Annotated in this window: 12 protein-coding genes and 1 other RNA gene; 3 read left to right on the forward strand and 10 right to left on the reverse strand. The window is 46.2% G+C overall.

Features of this window, described 5'->3' with window-relative positions; genetic code table 11:
- Positions 1-282 precede the first annotated feature (282 nt).
- The 3 genes from ACEN8J_RS21320 to ACEN8J_RS21330 all read left to right on the forward strand — a co-directional run bounded on the left by ACEN8J_RS21320 (position 283) and on the right by ACEN8J_RS21330 (position 2,744).
- Complete coding sequence (locus ACEN8J_RS21320; RefSeq protein ID WP_459759745.1) at positions 283-732, forward strand: JAB domain-containing protein; 450 nt, start codon at positions 283-285, stop codon at positions 730-732.
- A 99-nt stretch (positions 733-831) separates the two neighbouring features.
- Positions 832-999 (forward strand): hypothetical protein, encoded by a 168-nt coding sequence (locus ACEN8J_RS21325; protein ID WP_495593959.1) that lies wholly within the window; start codon positions 832-834, stop codon positions 997-999.
- 185 nt (positions 1,000-1,184) lie between these two features.
- Complete coding sequence (locus ACEN8J_RS21330; RefSeq protein ID WP_495593961.1) at positions 1,185-2,744, forward strand: recombinase family protein; 1,560 nt, start codon at positions 1,185-1,187, stop codon at positions 2,742-2,744.
- Here the strand turns inward: ACEN8J_RS21330 and ssrA are convergent.
- The 10 genes from ssrA to ACEN8J_RS21380 form a co-directional block, all read right to left on the reverse strand.
- Positions 2,705-3,069, reverse strand: a transfer-messenger RNA (tmRNA) gene (gene ssrA / locus ACEN8J_RS21335). The two genes, ACEN8J_RS21330 and ssrA, sit on opposite strands and share 40 nt — an antisense overlap.
- 250 nt (positions 3,070-3,319) lie before the next feature.
- The gene (gene smpB / locus ACEN8J_RS21340) at positions 3,320-3,799 is read right to left on the reverse strand and encodes an SsrA-binding protein SmpB (RefSeq protein ID WP_013308270.1); all 480 of its coding nucleotides are present in this window, start codon (positions 3,797-3,799) and stop codon (positions 3,320-3,322) included.
- Between the two features lie 283 nt (positions 3,800-4,082).
- On the reverse strand, positions 4,083-6,698 hold the full coding sequence (gene rnr, locus ACEN8J_RS21345; RefSeq protein WP_318628136.1) for a ribonuclease R: 2,616 nt from the start codon (positions 6,696-6,698) through the stop codon (positions 4,083-4,085).
- A gap of 196 nt (positions 6,699-6,894) precedes the next feature.
- Positions 6,895-7,128: a preprotein translocase subunit SecG gene (gene secG, locus ACEN8J_RS21350; RefSeq protein ID WP_013308268.1), complete on the reverse strand. Its 234-nt coding sequence runs from the start codon at positions 7,126-7,128 to the stop codon at positions 6,895-6,897.
- Positions 7,129-7,469: 341 nt separating this feature from the next.
- A complete protein-coding gene (gene eno / locus ACEN8J_RS21355) occupies positions 7,470-8,756 on the reverse strand; it encodes a phosphopyruvate hydratase (RefSeq protein WP_013308266.1) in 1,287 nt (428 codons plus the stop codon).
- A gap of 63 nt (positions 8,757-8,819) precedes the next feature.
- On the reverse strand, positions 8,820-10,364 hold the full coding sequence (gene gpmI / locus ACEN8J_RS21360; protein ID WP_013308265.1) for a 2,3-bisphosphoglycerate-independent phosphoglycerate mutase: 1,545 nt from the start codon (positions 10,362-10,364) through the stop codon (positions 8,820-8,822).
- 1 nt (position 10,365) lies between these two features.
- A complete protein-coding gene (gene tpiA / locus ACEN8J_RS21365) occupies positions 10,366-11,118 on the reverse strand; it encodes a triose-phosphate isomerase (RefSeq protein ID WP_023986490.1) in 753 nt (250 codons plus the stop codon).
- Positions 11,119-11,177: 59 nt separating this feature from the next.
- Positions 11,178-12,359, reverse strand: coding sequence for a phosphoglycerate kinase (locus ACEN8J_RS21370; RefSeq protein WP_029518988.1), 1,182 nt, complete (start codon positions 12,357-12,359; stop codon positions 11,178-11,180).
- Positions 12,360-12,482: 123 nt separating this feature from the next.
- Positions 12,483-13,493 carry a type I glyceraldehyde-3-phosphate dehydrogenase gene (gap, locus tag ACEN8J_RS21375; protein ID WP_023986488.1) on the reverse strand — a complete coding sequence of 337 codons (1,011 nt, stop codon included), beginning with the start codon at positions 13,491-13,493 and terminating at the stop codon, positions 12,483-12,485.
- Positions 13,494-13,587: 94 nt separating this feature from the next.
- Positions 13,588-14,625 carry a sugar-binding transcriptional regulator gene (locus tag ACEN8J_RS21380; RefSeq protein WP_029518990.1) on the reverse strand — a complete coding sequence of 346 codons (1,038 nt, stop codon included), beginning with the start codon at positions 14,623-14,625 and terminating at the stop codon, positions 13,588-13,590.
- Between the last annotated feature and the right edge of the window lie 75 nt (positions 14,626-14,700).

Genomic DNA, 14,700 nt, shown 5'->3' on the forward strand with positions numbered 1-14,700 from the left:
CTCGTCATTCATAAAAAAATGGGTTACTTCAAATGCCGCCATAACCGCCTCAAATGGCCTTAACTCCATGTCTGGCAAGGGGTTGAGCGAAATGACATGCTCCCAAATCCCGCCCCAAACAGATTTCAGCCGCCACAGACGCCTCACAAGTAGGCTTCCTTCCAACGATTAGTAGGAACAGCCCTTGTGTAAAACCGAATCAACTCCTCTTTCAAACAGACATTATATTTTTGTAGTCCTGACCACAAGACTACATCACATCCTGTTTGAAGGAGGAACACCATGAAACAAACCGCTAAACGTGTACAGGTGCTACACCTGCACACCATTCGAGAGAAATCCCTGCTCTTTGCAGATCGGGTGGTTCACAGGCCTGAGGACACCGTTTGCCTTTTCCGAGAGTTCATCGGGGACTGTGACCGGGAGGCCTTTTGTGTCCTAACCCTGAACACCAAGAACCAGCCCATGGCCTTACAGTTGGTTTCGCTGGGTACACTCAGCTCGTCCTTGTTACACCCGAGGGAGACGTTTAAACTAGCGGTGCTGTCCAACGCCGCGTCCATCATTGCTTGTCATAATCATCCTTCTGGCAAGCCAGATCCTTCTACGGAAGATCTGGACATGACCAAGCGGCTTCAACAAAGCGGTGCTATTTTAGGCATTGAACTGCTGGATCACATCATTTTGGGCGATGACTCGTTTGTCAGCCTTAAGCAAAGGGGGCTCATGTAATGAATCAAGCCATACTCACGTTGATTGTCGCTGCAGCTCAATTGGCATTCGAAATTATCGCCCAATCAAAAAAAAGATAAGTAAGGGGTTTTTGCTCTCATGCCAATTCATTACTCGACTCGTATTTCCAGACGCAAGCTCAAACAATTTTGCACTGATCCCGATACCTCTTCCTGGATTACTGCCGATCAGGTACAGGAAACGACTACTTCATACTACCAACCTGCCGTTGAAATGCTGGATACCATTTTGAAACGAAAACGATAGGCTCACAGTTACGTTCCTGATGATACCTAAGCGGTAGACTTTTCAGAACGCGAACACATCCACACATTTTAATACTTTAACGCTTTTGTTCGCTATATCAATCTGTGGCCTCTCCTTTTACAGAGGGGCTATATCAGATTCATCACCATCATCATTCGCCTACATTGAAAGGGGTAATCATACCAATGACTATTCAACGCGCCGCAGCTTACGCTCGCTTTTCCAGTGACAACCAACGGGATGAATCCATCGACGCTCAGGTTCGAGCCATTGAAGCCTACTGCAAACAAAAAGGCTTTGAACTCGTTAAAATCTATATCGACCGCGCCAAAAGCGCCACCACAGACAAACGCCCACAGTTCCAGCAAATGATTGTCGATAGTGAAAAAGGCCTTTTTGATGTGCTCATCGTTCATAAGCTGGATCGTTTTAGCCGGGATAAATACGACAGTGCTAAATACAAACGCAAACTGAAATTGAACGGTATTAAACTGTACAGCGTCACCGAAAACCTAGATGGCTCTCCCGAAAGTATCATTATGGAAACTTTGCTGGAAGGTATGGCTGAGTACTATTCCAAAAACTTGGCCCGTGAGGTCATGAAGGGAATGAAAGAAACAGCATACCAATGTAAACATACAGGCGGCTTACCTCCCATCGGCTATGCTGTAGATCCTGTAACAAAAAAGTACATCATTAATGAAGAGGAACGCGGCATCGTCGAAACTGTTTTTTCTATGTTCCTCGCTGGTCACGGGTACAATCAGATCATTCGGGAACTGACGGAGCAAAGTTACAAATCCCGTTACGGTAAACCCATCAGCAAAGGTACCTTGGGTACGATTCTTCGTAACGAAAAGTACACAGGCACCTACATTTTCAACCTCACCGACAGCAAGGATGCGGCTGGTAAGCGTAATGGTAATCGACATAAAAATAGTGAAGATGTGATTCGTGTCGAAGGTGGTATGCCACAACTTGTAACCAAGGAAGATTTTCAGAAGGCACAGGATAAGATGAATCAAAACAAGCGCCAACCTGGTGCTTACAAGGCAAAAGAAATGTACCTGCTTAGCGGACTCATTGTTTGTGGGGAATGTTTAAAAAACGTAGGTATTCAGTATGCCATGATGGGCAATACCAAATACAGTGGTAGAAGCAAACTGAAATATGTCACCTACCGTTGCGGCAACCGTGACCGAACAAAGGCATGCAAGAATCCCGAATTACGCCGGGAGTACATTGAAGCCTATGTACTAGCCCAACTCCAAGAGAAGATTTTTAACGATGAAGCTATCCCTCTTCTGGCTAAACAGCTTAATGAGTACCAAAAGTCCAAAGAAACTCATGTGAAAGCCGATCAACAACGCCTGAACAAGAGTCTGGAAGGTGTAGAGCGTCAGATTGATAACATTGTAAATGCGGTGGCTGGCGGTCTGAACAATCCTACCATCTTAGAAAAGCTATCTTCACTGGAGCAGCAAAAGATTGAGCTAGAAACGAAACTGCTTGAGGCTCAGCAGGTAAAAGAAAAAGCAGCCATCACAGAGGATGCTCTGCGACAACTGCTTTCTGGCTTTCAGGACCACATCACCAGCCGGAACCTTCCTGAGATCAAGAAGTTCATCGGCAGCTACGTAGAAAAGGTGATCGTCTACAAAGAACACGTAGAAGTCATCTTTAAGCTACAAGTTGTGGATTTGATCGATGGAGGCGAGGGGAGTCGAACCCCTGTCCGAAGATAACGACACATAAGCTTCTACGGGTGTAGTCACAGTTTTGATGTCACCCGAGTATCGCCCCGTAACCGGCTATACGTTGGGTCAGCCTGATTATCTTCTTCAGCTCACCGCAGGCGGAGATGAGACAGCGTATCCCACTATTTGTTAGCCCCTATCCCTGTCACATGGGCGATGCAGAGTAGAAGCACGCACACAGTTTCTTAGGCTGCGAAAGCGTAGTTGTTTTGTTGTTTGCCGTTTAATAGGCTTTAGCGTTGATGAAGCGGACGCGTCCCCACTACCCGCTACCCATGCTCGAACTATCCCCGTCGAATCCATAAACGCCCCCTTATTATAAAAGGGCTCCACGGATAAATCCGGAAATACCGGAGCATAAGCATGCATAATATCAAAAGCTGAATCCTAAGATTCAACACTCGAACAAAGTTAAAAGCTTTAAAACTGACTACTTCGTTAGTATACCATATTACAGGTCATTACGAAACGAAATGAAGCCATTTAAGCCTTATAAAATAGCACCATTAGAGGAACAAGTAACTTTTCCACGTAATTTGTACCATAACTAATAATACAATAACTTATCTCGCAATTTTCTGCTTCTCGCGCAAAGCGCGTTGGATATCACGTTGTGCATCGCGTTTAGCGGCAGCATCACGTTTATCATACTGCTTTTTACCTCTACCCAGTCCGAGCAAAAGCTTGGCATAACCATTGCGAACATAAATCTTTAACGGAACAATCGTGTAACCTTCCTGTTTGGACAGACCGATAAGCTTGCGAATCTGCTCTTTATGCAACAGCAGCTTACGCGTACGCGTCGGATCGGTAGGATTATTACGATTACCTTGCTCAAAAGGACTGATATGCATATTGTGAATATGAATTTCGCCATTACGGATCGTAGCAAATGCATCACTTATATTGGAACGACCATTTCGCAGAGACTTAATTTCCGTTCCCGTTAATACCATGCCCGCCTCGTAGGTGTCCTCAATAAAATAGTCATGGGAAGCTTTTTTGTTCTGGGCGAGCACTTTCCCGTCTGCCTTCTTACCCATGAATACCACTCCTTATGAATAACGTAATTCACTCTTGAAATCCAGGCATCAAAATCTGGCTACAAAGAGCCACCTAGAAATATATTGTAACAAATTTCAGATGGTAAAAGCAAGAAGGGTCAAGCCTTCTACATTTCTAACTAACACTAACATCACACTTAAAACAAGGCGGCTTCTATCCGTTACTGCAGACAGAAACCGCCTTTATACCTAAGTCGCATGATTAGTTTCATACCCTGCCACGAAAGAAGACTCCTGCCTTCTAGCAAGCAAGTATAGCCACCTACTTCTTCTTTTTCCGCACAAAGCCAGCGGTGCTATTGCCGCCACTTCCGCCCTTATTCTTCCGTTTGCGTCGTGCTGCGCCTTCACCGTTTGGTCTGGCATCACTTCCTGGTGTAGCTGCTCCGCCGATGAAAATACCGCTGGCAGACGTCTTCTTCCGTCGCTTGCTTGCCCCGGATGCTGGCGAGTTATACCCGCCCTTGCCACTGCCAAAGCCGAAGCTGCTAGCTGAACCAGCTCCTGCCCCGTTCCCACCGCCGCGCCCTGAACGGCCTGCGGTGCTAATGCCTCCGTTACCTGCGCCAGCCTCTTTTGGCTTCCCGGTAACATCACGACTGCCTTTACCCTCTTTGCCAGTCTTATCCTTGCCGCCCTTGCGGTCACGCCCTTCTCGGCCTTTGCCTTTACCACGGCTCTCGCCACGCGCAAAGCCTCCGCCCTGTCCTGTACCGCCAGTCCGTTCACGGCGTTGCCGTTGCTTCATATCGACAAGTTCAAAGTCAATTGTGTAATCTTCCATATTTACACGCGCGACCCGAACCTTAACCTCATCTCCAATGCGGAACACCTTGGAGGTGCGTTCGCCGATCAACGCCATATGCTGCTCGTCAAAATGATAATAGTCGTCCGTAAGCGCACTCAGACGCGTCAGACCCTCCACTGTATTGTCGAGCTCAATGAACATTCCGAAGCTGGTTACACTGCTGATGATTCCCTCGAATTCCTCGCCGACCTTATCCAGCATGTACTCAGCCTTTTTCATCTGCTCTGTATCACGCTCTGCATCCACAGCTACACGCTCACGCTCGGAAGATTGCTGCGCAATATCAGGCATACGTGCAGTCAAATATTCCTGACGTTCGGCTGTTAAAGCCCCGCCATTCTCCAATACCTCACGAATGACACGGTGAATCACCAAGTCAGGGTAACGACGAATCGGCGATGTAAAATGAGAGTAATATTCCGCTGCTAGTCCAAAATGACCTGTCGACTCCGCATCATACTTTGCCTGCTTCATCGAACGCAGCATCATCGTGCTAAGCACGGTTTGCTCCTTCGTACCCTGAATGTCTTCCAGCAACGTTTGCAGTGCACGCGGATGAATGGAATTCCCTCTACCTTTGATCTGATGCCCAAAATTAGCTGCGAAAGCCATAAAGTTTTGCAGCTTCTCTGGATCTGGGTCCTCATGAATCCGGTACAAGAAAGGTACTTTGAGCCAATGGAAATGTTCAGCTACCGTTTCATTGGCCGCCAACATAAACTCTTCAATAATTTGTTCAGCTATCGTACGATCCCTCTTCACAATATCGACAGCTTTACCTTCATCATCAACAATCACTTTGGCTTCATCAAAATCAAAATCAACTGCACCTCGGCGCATTCGATTAGCACGCAGCTTCAATGCCAATTCCTTCATCGTGCCGAATACATCAACCAGATCCTTGTACCGTTCCATCAGTTCAGCATCTTCCTCTTCGAGGATTTTGCGAACGTTAGTATACGTCATCCGTTCCTTCGTTTTAATCACACTGGTGAAAATATCATGCTTTACAACCTTCATATGCTCATTGAATTCCATCTCACAGGATAAAGTCAGTCGATCCACCTGTGGATTCAAAGAACATATTCCATTCGAAAGTCGATGTGGAAGCATAGGAATGACACGGTCAACCAAATACACGCTACAACCGCGGTTATATGCCTCCTGATCCAGCTTGGAGTTCTCACGCACATAATACCCTACGTCGGCAATATGAACGCCCAGACGGTAGTTTCCGTTCGGCAAGCGCTCTACATTGACAGCATCATCCAGGTCTTTGGCATCCTCACCATCAATGGTAACAATGATCTTATCACGCAGATCGCGCCGTCCCTGACGTACAATCTCTTCTTCCGTAATCGCGTCGGGAGCATTCTCGGCTTCCTCTGTCACTTCATCTGGAAAAGCTTCCGGAAGCTGATGCTTGCGAATAACGGACAAAATGTCAACGCCTGGATCATCCTTATGACCCAAAACCTCCAACACTTCGCCTTCCGCCGCAGCTCGTCCTTCTGGATAGCTCACAATGCGCACAACGACCTTTTGCCCGTTCACAGCTCCGTTGAAGCTATCCTTTGGAATGAAAATATCCCGGTTAATGCGCTTATCATCCGGCAAAACAAAACCGTATGCTTCGTGGCTCTGAAACACGCCTACTACTTGAAGCACTGCGCGCTTCACGATCCGCACAACTTCGCCTTCTAATCGGCCACCCGCAGGTCCCTTCGACGTCACTCTTACCAGTACCGTATCTCCATTCATCGCACTCTTCAAGTCGTTAGCATGAATATATACATCCGGGTGCTCCCGGTCCTCTGGAATCAAAAAGGCAAATCCCTTGGCATGAGCCTGCAAACGCCCACGCTGCAAATCCATCCGTTCCGGCACGCCATAACGGTTTGTGCGGGTCAGCAGAATTTTCCCCTCTTCCTCCAAGGCATTCAAAAGCTTAAGAAATTCACGGAAATCTTCGGCATCCTTAATATCAAAATGCTGCTCCAGCTCCTGGTAAGTCATGGGTTTGTATGCGGTCTCGCGCATAAAATCGAGTAGTTGTTGCTCTGTTATCATAATATTGTCCACCTCGGGTGACCTTTAATTTTCAGTAATAAAATCCGCATGTCCTTGTTCCTTGCTCCTGATACAAGGCTCTTAATATACTCATACCCTAGTATACACGAATTTAATCGACGGCATCCCTGCCTGTCCAAAATCTAAAAAAAGCCCCCGTTTCCCGCGAAACGAAGGCTTAAGGTACATATTTATCTTATTTTGCAAAAAATGCAACTAAAACAGAAACGATCATGAAACCCGCACCCAAAACAGCAGTTGCGCGTTGTAAAATCAAATCCATACCGCGAGCTTTTGTCTTGCCGAACAGATGCTCAGCACCGCCAGAGATGGCACCGGACAAACCTGCACTTTTCCCCTTTTGCAGTAAAACAACCGCAATAACAGCAATCGAGAACACAACGAGCAGCACTTTCAAAAAGATTTCCATGAAAAATCCCACCTCCTGAGCTTATACATCTGTTTTGCAAAACAACACAGCCTCTTTTATGAAAACATGTACATATCATGTTATAAATAGCCGGAAATTAACGCAAAACACTATTTTTATTCTACCACAGCTTCCAGTAGATAACAACAGCTATAGCAAGTCACTCAGCCATTAAGCCTTTGCAAAGTTATAAATTCTCATACACATCCATAATAACAAAAAACAGACCTGCTCGCGGTGGCGAGTAGGCCTGTTTTATTCATGCGTAAAAGCTTTGAGCGTTCAGACTTCGTGATCATAAACCATGAGTCAAGAGACGCCATCAGCATTTTTGCGCAATATTATTTTTTCAGGTTGTAGAAAGATTTCAGGCCGTGGTATTGAGCCAGTTCACCCAGTTGATCCTCAATGCGGAGCAATTGGTTGTACTTCGCAATACGGTCAGTACGGGAAGGAGCACCTGTTTTAATTTGGCCTGCATTTGTTGCAACAGCGATATCAGCGATTGTGCTGTCTTCGGATTCACCGGAACGGTGAGAGATAACAGCTGTGTATCCTGCACGTTTAGCCAATTCGATAGCATCGAATGTTTCAGTCAGCGTACCGATTTGGTTTACTTTGATCAGGATGGAGTTACCGATGTTTTCATCGATACCTTTAGCCAGACGCTCTGTGTTTGTTACGAACAGGTCGTCACCAACCAATTGGATTTTGTTGCCCAATTTTTCAGTGAGCAATTTCCAACCTTCCCAGTCATCTTCGGAGCAACCATCTTCAATAGTGATGATTGGGTATTTATCAACCCAAGAAGCAAGCAGGTCAACGAACTCAGCAGAAGTGAAGGATTTGCCTTCGCCTTCCAAAGTATATTTTCCATCTTTGAAGAACTCAGTGGAAGCAACGTCCATACCGAGGAATACGTCAACACCTGGTTTGTAACCAGCTTTTTCGATCGCTTCGATAATAGTGGACAGAGCTTCTTCGTTAGATTTGAAGTTAGGAGCAAAACCACCTTCATCACCAACAGCTGTGTTCAAACCTTTGGAGTTCAGTACGGATTTCAGGTTGTGGAAGATTTCTGCGCCTACACGCAGAGCTTCTTTAAATGTAGGAGCGCCTACAGGCAGAACCATGAACTCTTGTACGTCAACGTTATTGTCGGCATGAGCGCCACCGTTAACGATGTTCATCATTGGTACTGGCAATTGTTTAGCATTGAATCCGCCTAGGTAAGTGTACAGTGGCAAGCCCAGAGCTTCAGCAGCAGCGCGAGCTACAGCCATGGATACTGCCAGAATTGCGTTTGCACCCAATTTACCTTTGTTATGTGTACCATCCAATTTGATCATCAGCGTGTCGATTTCTACTTGGTTCACAGCATCCAAGCCGATTACTTCAGGAGCAATAATTTCGTTCACGTTTTTAACAGCTTGCAGAACGCCTTTACCCAGGTAACGGGATTTGTCGTTATCACGAAGTTCTACAGCTTCGTGAGCGCCTGTGGAGGCACCGGAAGGAACGATAGCACTACCGATAGCACCGGATTCCAGATATACTTCAACTTCAACCGTAGGGTTACCACGGGAGTCGAGGACTTCGCGAGCGTACACGTCAGAAATAATAGTCATTTGTACTTAATCTCCTTTGTGAATCATGATTTATTGGTCAAGCCTATACTTATTAAATCAAGCTTACTTGCGGGATGCAATCATAGATTTTCCTGTCATTTCCGCAGGTTGCGGAAGTTGCATCAAATCCAGAAGCGTTGGAGCTACGTCAGCCAATATTCCATGCTCACGCAAAACGATATTTTCGTCAGTCAAAATGAACGGAACCGGATTCGTTGTGTGAGCTGTGAACGGACGTCCCTGCTCATCAATTTCCATATCCGCGTTACCATGGTCGGCAATGATAATAACCACGCCACCTTTGGCTTTAACCGCATCTACAACACGTCCAACACATTCATCCGTCGTCTCTACCGCCTTAATCGTTGGCTCCAGCATACCGGAGTGTCCAACCATATCCGGATTGGCAAAGTTCAGGATAATCGCATCATGCTTGTCGGCTTCGATTTCCTTAACAGCAGCATCCGCTACTTCATACGCACTCATTTCCGGCTGCAAGTCATATGTAGCCACTTTAGGCGAGTTGATCAAAATACGAGTTTCGCCAGGAAGCTCCACATCACGTCCGCCACTGAAAAAGAAAGTAACGTGCGGATATTTTTCAGTCTCGGCAATACGCAATTGCTTCTTGTTGTTTTGAACCAACACTTCACCAAACGTGTTATCCAGATTTTTCGGTTCGTAAGCTACAAAGCCCTCAACCGTTTCGCTGAACAACGTCAGGCAAACAAAGTGCAAATCTTTAGGCCATTTCGGGCCACGGTCAAAACCACGGAAGTCCGCGTTTGTAAATACCTGAGACAGTTGAATCGCACGGTCAGGACGGAAGTTGAGGAAGATAACAGAGTCATTGCTTTCGACCAGCCCTACAGGACTTCCGTCAGCCTTCACAATAACAGTTGGCTCCACAAATTCGTCGAACACTGATTTTTCATACGATTCTTTCAATGCTTCCATTGGATCTGTGTATTGAGGTCCTTCTCCGTATACGATTGCACGGTAAGATTTCTCTACACGTTCCCAACGTTTGTCGCGGTCCATAGCATAATAGCGTCCTTGTACAGTCGCAATTTTACCTACGCCCACTTCTTGAATTTTAGCGATCAGCTGCTGCATGAAGCCTACGCCGCTGTCTGGCATAACGTCGCGTCCATCCATGAAAGCATGAATGTACACTTCTGTTAGGCCTTCTTTTTTCGCCAAGTCCAGCATAGCGAACAGATGGCTGATATGGCTATGCACGCCGCCGTCGGACAGAAGTCCGTACAGGTGAAGTTTCGTGTTGTTCTTCTTGGCATGTTGCACTGCTTTAACCAGTGTTTCATTGTCGTAGAATTCACCTTCACGGATGGACTTCGAAATACGAGTCAAGTCTTGATATACGATACGGCCTGCGCCGATGTTCAAGTGACCCACTTCAGAGTTACCCATTTGTCCTTCCGGCAAACCTACTGCTTCGCCAGAAGCCGTCAGCGTCGTATGAGGATACTGTTGTAAATACCGGTCGTAATTCGGTTTGTTGGCCTGTGCAACCGCATTGCCTTCCACGGTGTCACGCAGTCCGAACCCGTCCATAATAATTAAAGCTACCGGTTTTGGTGCTGTCATCTTACTTCGCCCCCTCAACAAGCGCGATGTACGACGCCGGTTGAAGACTGGCACCGCCCACGAGCGCGCCGTCGATATCGCTTTGACCCAGGTACTCAGTAACATTTTCAGGTTTTACACTACCACCATACTGAATACGTACAGCATTTGCTGTATTTTCATCATACAGCTCTTTAATCAGACTGCGGATATAGGAAATCACTTCATTCGCATCCTGCGAAGTGGAGGATTTGCCTGTTCCGATGGCCCAGATTGGCTCATAAGCAACAACTACTTGTGCAGCCTGATCCTTAGCCAAACCAGCAAAAGCTGCTACAGTTTGCACTTTTACAACTTCTTTGGTTTGTCCAGCTTCACGATCTTCCAGCTTTTCGCCTACACATACGATTGGAGTCAGGTCATGACGGAATGCCGCATGAACCTTTTTGTTCACCGTTTCGTCTGTTTCATTAAAATATTCACGACGTTCGGAGTGTCCGATCACAACGTAGTCTACGCCCAGATCTTTCAGCATTCCGCCGCTAATTTCACCTGTAAATGCACCATCTTCTGCAAAGTGCAGGTTTTGTGCGCCAATTTTAATAGACGTGCCTTTTACTGCTTCAACCAGAGCAGGAAGATTCGTAAATGGTGCGCAAATCACGCTTTCCACTCCTGCAACCTCTGCTTTGCCTTTGATCTCTTCGATGAAAGTTTTAGCTTCTGGTACGGTTTTAAACATCTTCCAGTTACCCGCGATAATCGGTGTTCTCAATGGTTTCAACTCCTAACTATTAGGTGCCCTAAAGCTTTATTCACGCATAGTGCGTTTGATTATTTATCGTTCAGTGCAACAACACCCGGAAGTGCTTTGCCTTCCATAAATTCCAGAGATGCGCCGCCGCCAGTGGAAATATGATCCATCTTGTCAGCCAAGTGGAATTTTTCAGCCGCAGCCGCAGAATCACCGCCACCAATGATGGTGTATGCTTCAGTTGTTGCGCAAGCTTCCGCTACTTCACGAGTACCACCAGCGAAAGGCTCGATTTCAAATACGCCCATTGGTCCGTTCCATACAACCAGTTTGGAGTTTTTGATTACATCTGCATAGATTTTACGTGTTTTCGGTCCAATGTCCACGCCTTCCCAAGCTGCAGGAATGCCGTCGATATCCACAATGTCTGTGTTCGCCGTAGCGCTGAAATCGTCAGACACAACAATATCTACCGGAAGATAGAAGTTTTTGCCGAGTTTCTTCGCTTTTTCGATAAATCCAAGAGCTACGTCCAGTTTGGATTCATCCAGCAAAGATTGACCCACTTCATAACCTTGAGCTTTGAAGAATGTATAAGTCAAACCGCCACCAATGATTACGTTATCTGCAATGTTCAGCAGGTTGTCGATCACGTCGATTTTGTCTTTTACTTTGGAACCGCCGATAATGGCTGTAAAAGGACGATCTGGATTCGACAGAGCTTTACCAATAACAGACAATTCTTTTTCCATCAGCAGGCCGGAAACAGCCGGAAGAATATGAGCGATACCTTCAGTGGAAGCATGAGCACGGTGTGCTGCGCCGAATGCGTCATTCACGAAAACGTCAGCCAATTCAGCAAATTGCTTCGCCAACTCAGGATCATTCTTTTCTTCTCCTGCATAGAAACGTACATTTTCAAGCAACAGCACGTCGCCGTTTTGCAGTTCAGCCACTTTCGCTTTAACAGCTTCGCCTACCGCTTCGTCCACTTTAACTACTGGCTTTTTCAGCAGTTCAGACAAACGTACGCCAACAGGAGTCAGACGCATGGATTCAACAACCTGACCTTTTGGACGTCCAAAGTGACTCGCCAAAATAACTTTTGCACCTTTTTCAATCAGGTAGTTAATGGTTGGCAAGGTTTCACGAATACGCTTGTCATCTGTAATTTTACCGTCTTCAACCGGAACGTTAAAATCTACACGAACAAACACCCGTTTTCCATTCAGTTCTATATCACGTACGCTCTTTTTGTTCATCTCCATATTCCTCCGCACCCTTATAATTTTACGAAACAGGAATTCAAGGCACATTTTGATATATAAAGAGCGGAAACAATAACCTGTTTCCGCTCTATGATGTTGCTAATAAGAAAGTTCTTATTATTTAGCCAGTTTAGCGAAGTATTCCAACGTGCGGATCAATTGTGCAGTGTAGGACATTTCGTTGTCATACCAAGCTACAGTTTTCACCAGTTGTTTGTCGCCGACAGTCAGAACTTTAGTTTGAGTTGCATCGAACAAAGAACCGAAAGTGAGGCCTTTGATGTCGGAAGAAACGATTTGATCTTCAGTGTATCCATAAGTTTCAGGATCGGAAGCTTCTTTCATCGCTGCGTTGATTTCTTCAGCAGTTACGTTTTTCTCCAGAACTGTTACCAACTCAGTCAGGGAACCTGTAGGTACTGGAACACGTTGAGCCGCGCCATCCAATTTACCTTTCAACTCAGGGATAACCAAACCGATTGCTTTAGCAGCACCAGTTGTGTTAGGAATGATGTTTTCAGCTGCTGCACGAGCACGACGGAAGTCACCTTTAGCATGTGGAGCATCCAAAGTGTTTTGGTCGCCAGTGTAAGCATGAATTGTAGTCATCAAACCTTCAACGATACCAAATTTATCTTGCAGTGTTTTAGCCATAGGAGCCAGGCAGTTCGTTGTGCAAGAAGCACCAGAGATTACAGTTTCAGTTCCATCCAGAATTTCATGGTTTACGTTGTAAACGACAGTTTTCATGTCGCCAGTAGCTGGAGCGGAAATAACAACTTTTTTAGCGCCGCCTTTCAAATGTTTCTCAGCAGCTTCTTTAGTTGTGAAGAAACCTGTGCATTCCAGAACGATGTCTACACCCAGGTCTCCCCAAGGCAGTTCTTCAGGGTTGCGGTTAGCCAAAACTTTAACTTCTTTACCGTTTACTTTGAAGAAGCCATCATGTACTTCTACTTGTCCTTGGAAATTACCTTGTGTTGTATCATATTTCAACAAATGTGCCAACATTTTGGAATCTGTCAAGTCATTGATTGCTACTACTTCAATACCTTCCACGTTTTGAATCCGACGGAAAGCAAGGCGTCCAATACGTCCGAAACCATTAATACCAACTTTAACTGTCATGAGTGAGTTCCTCCCAAAGTTCGTTTAGTTTAGTTTTATATATTCAAGACAGACCCGAAAGCCTGTCAAGACAACACGATTCATAAATCCTATATTAATCATTTAAATAACGACTTACAATCTCAACAGCAGCGCCTTCGTCGGTGACCAGAATGTCTTCTTGCCCGAAACGCAGTACCGCATGAATAGCGGCCGCCTTGTTCTTGCCTCCAGCTACACCTAGAACCGTATCGGTACGCCTAATGTCCTCCAATCGGAGTCCAAGCGTCAGCATTCTGTGAACAACGACGCCATCTTCGTTAAAATAATAACCAAACGATTCGGCTACCGCCCCTTCACTGCTGATCTGGGCAAAGGTTTCGGGATCAAGTTTACGTCTATGTGCCATCGCTATGGCGTTGCCTATCCCGTGAATGATGATACGACTCTCGCGAATCAGGCTCAATATATCCTGAATGTTCGTATCTTCAAGCAAGGAGTTGTAAGCATGATTGCTGAGCAAATCCGGTACATGGAGCAGACGGTATTGAGCGCCGACCTTGCGAGCCATTGTGGAAGCAATTGTGTTGGCCTGCATTTCCATGCTTTCTCCCAAACCCCCGCGTGCCGGTACAAACCACCCACCCTTAAGGGGGCCATTAGAAGGCAATGCCAGTTGTTCCGCCACGTCTGCAATCGTCGTGCCACCTGTTACAGCGACCACATCCTCGTCGTCCATAACACTTAGCAACGCTTTTGCTCCAGCGCGCCCCAGCTCCTGCTTTGTTAACGGAGAAACATCCGAATCCCCTGGAACGACAACCACCTTCCTCAAACCATAGGCTTGACGAATCTGGTCCTCCAATTGGGACAGGCCGAACAAGTTATTCGCAATCGGCTCCAGCTGTTCCAGCAGATCCAGTCCTGCTTTGCTCACCTTCATGCCTACACTCTCAATCTCAATTAGCCCCTGAGCTTTAAGAAGATCGGTTTCGGCGCGCAACACGCGCTCGGTCATGTTCAGTGAAGCTGCCAGTGTTCTGCGTCCAACAACATCGGACAGCATAATCTGATGCAGGATCGTGTACCTTTTTTTCAAAACATCCATGAGGTCGGGCAGAAGCTGCTTCTGTATTTCTAATATCTTTCGCATGCTTTCCACTCCCGCACACTTCTAAGTTCTGTCTCTAACTGGTCTTAAAACGTCCCGGGATAACTTTTTAAGTCC

It is taken from the genome of Paenibacillus sp. Paensp38, from assembly GCF_059491915.1.

What these genes read in the sequence shown, in the direction of transcription:
- ACEN8J_RS21370 (WP_029518988.1), bottom strand. Translation starts at nt 12,359, where the DNA reads ATGAACAAAAAGAGCGTACGTGATATAGAACTGAATGGAAAACGGGTG.
- ACEN8J_RS21325 (WP_495593959.1), top strand. Translation starts at nt 832, where the DNA reads ATGCCAATTCATTACTCGACTCGTATTTCCAGACGCAAGCTCAAACAA.
- ACEN8J_RS21330 (WP_495593961.1), top strand. Translation starts at nt 1,185, where the DNA reads ATGACTATTCAACGCGCCGCAGCTTACGCTCGCTTTTCCAGTGACAAC.
- gap (WP_023986488.1), bottom strand. Translation starts at nt 13,493, where the DNA reads ATGACAGTTAAAGTTGGTATTAATGGTTTCGGACGTATTGGACGCCTT.
- eno (WP_013308266.1), bottom strand. Translation starts at nt 8,756, where the DNA reads ATGACTATTATTTCTGACGTGTACGCTCGCGAAGTCCTCGACTCCCGT.
- rnr (WP_318628136.1), bottom strand. Translation starts at nt 6,698, where the DNA reads ATGATAACAGAGCAACAACTACTCGATTTTATGCGCGAGACCGCATAC.
- gpmI (WP_013308265.1), bottom strand. Translation starts at nt 10,364, where the DNA reads ATGACAGCACCAAAACCGGTAGCTTTAATTATTATGGACGGGTTCGGA.
- smpB (WP_013308270.1), bottom strand. Translation starts at nt 3,799, where the DNA reads ATGGGTAAGAAGGCAGACGGGAAAGTGCTCGCCCAGAACAAAAAAGCT.
- ACEN8J_RS21380 (WP_029518990.1), bottom strand. Translation starts at nt 14,625, where the DNA reads ATGCGAAAGATATTAGAAATACAGAAGCAGCTTCTGCCCGACCTCATG.
- secG (WP_013308268.1), bottom strand. Translation starts at nt 7,128, where the DNA reads ATGGAAATCTTTTTGAAAGTGCTGCTCGTTGTGTTCTCGATTGCTGTT.
- ACEN8J_RS21320 (WP_459759745.1), top strand. Translation starts at nt 283, where the DNA reads ATGAAACAAACCGCTAAACGTGTACAGGTGCTACACCTGCACACCATT.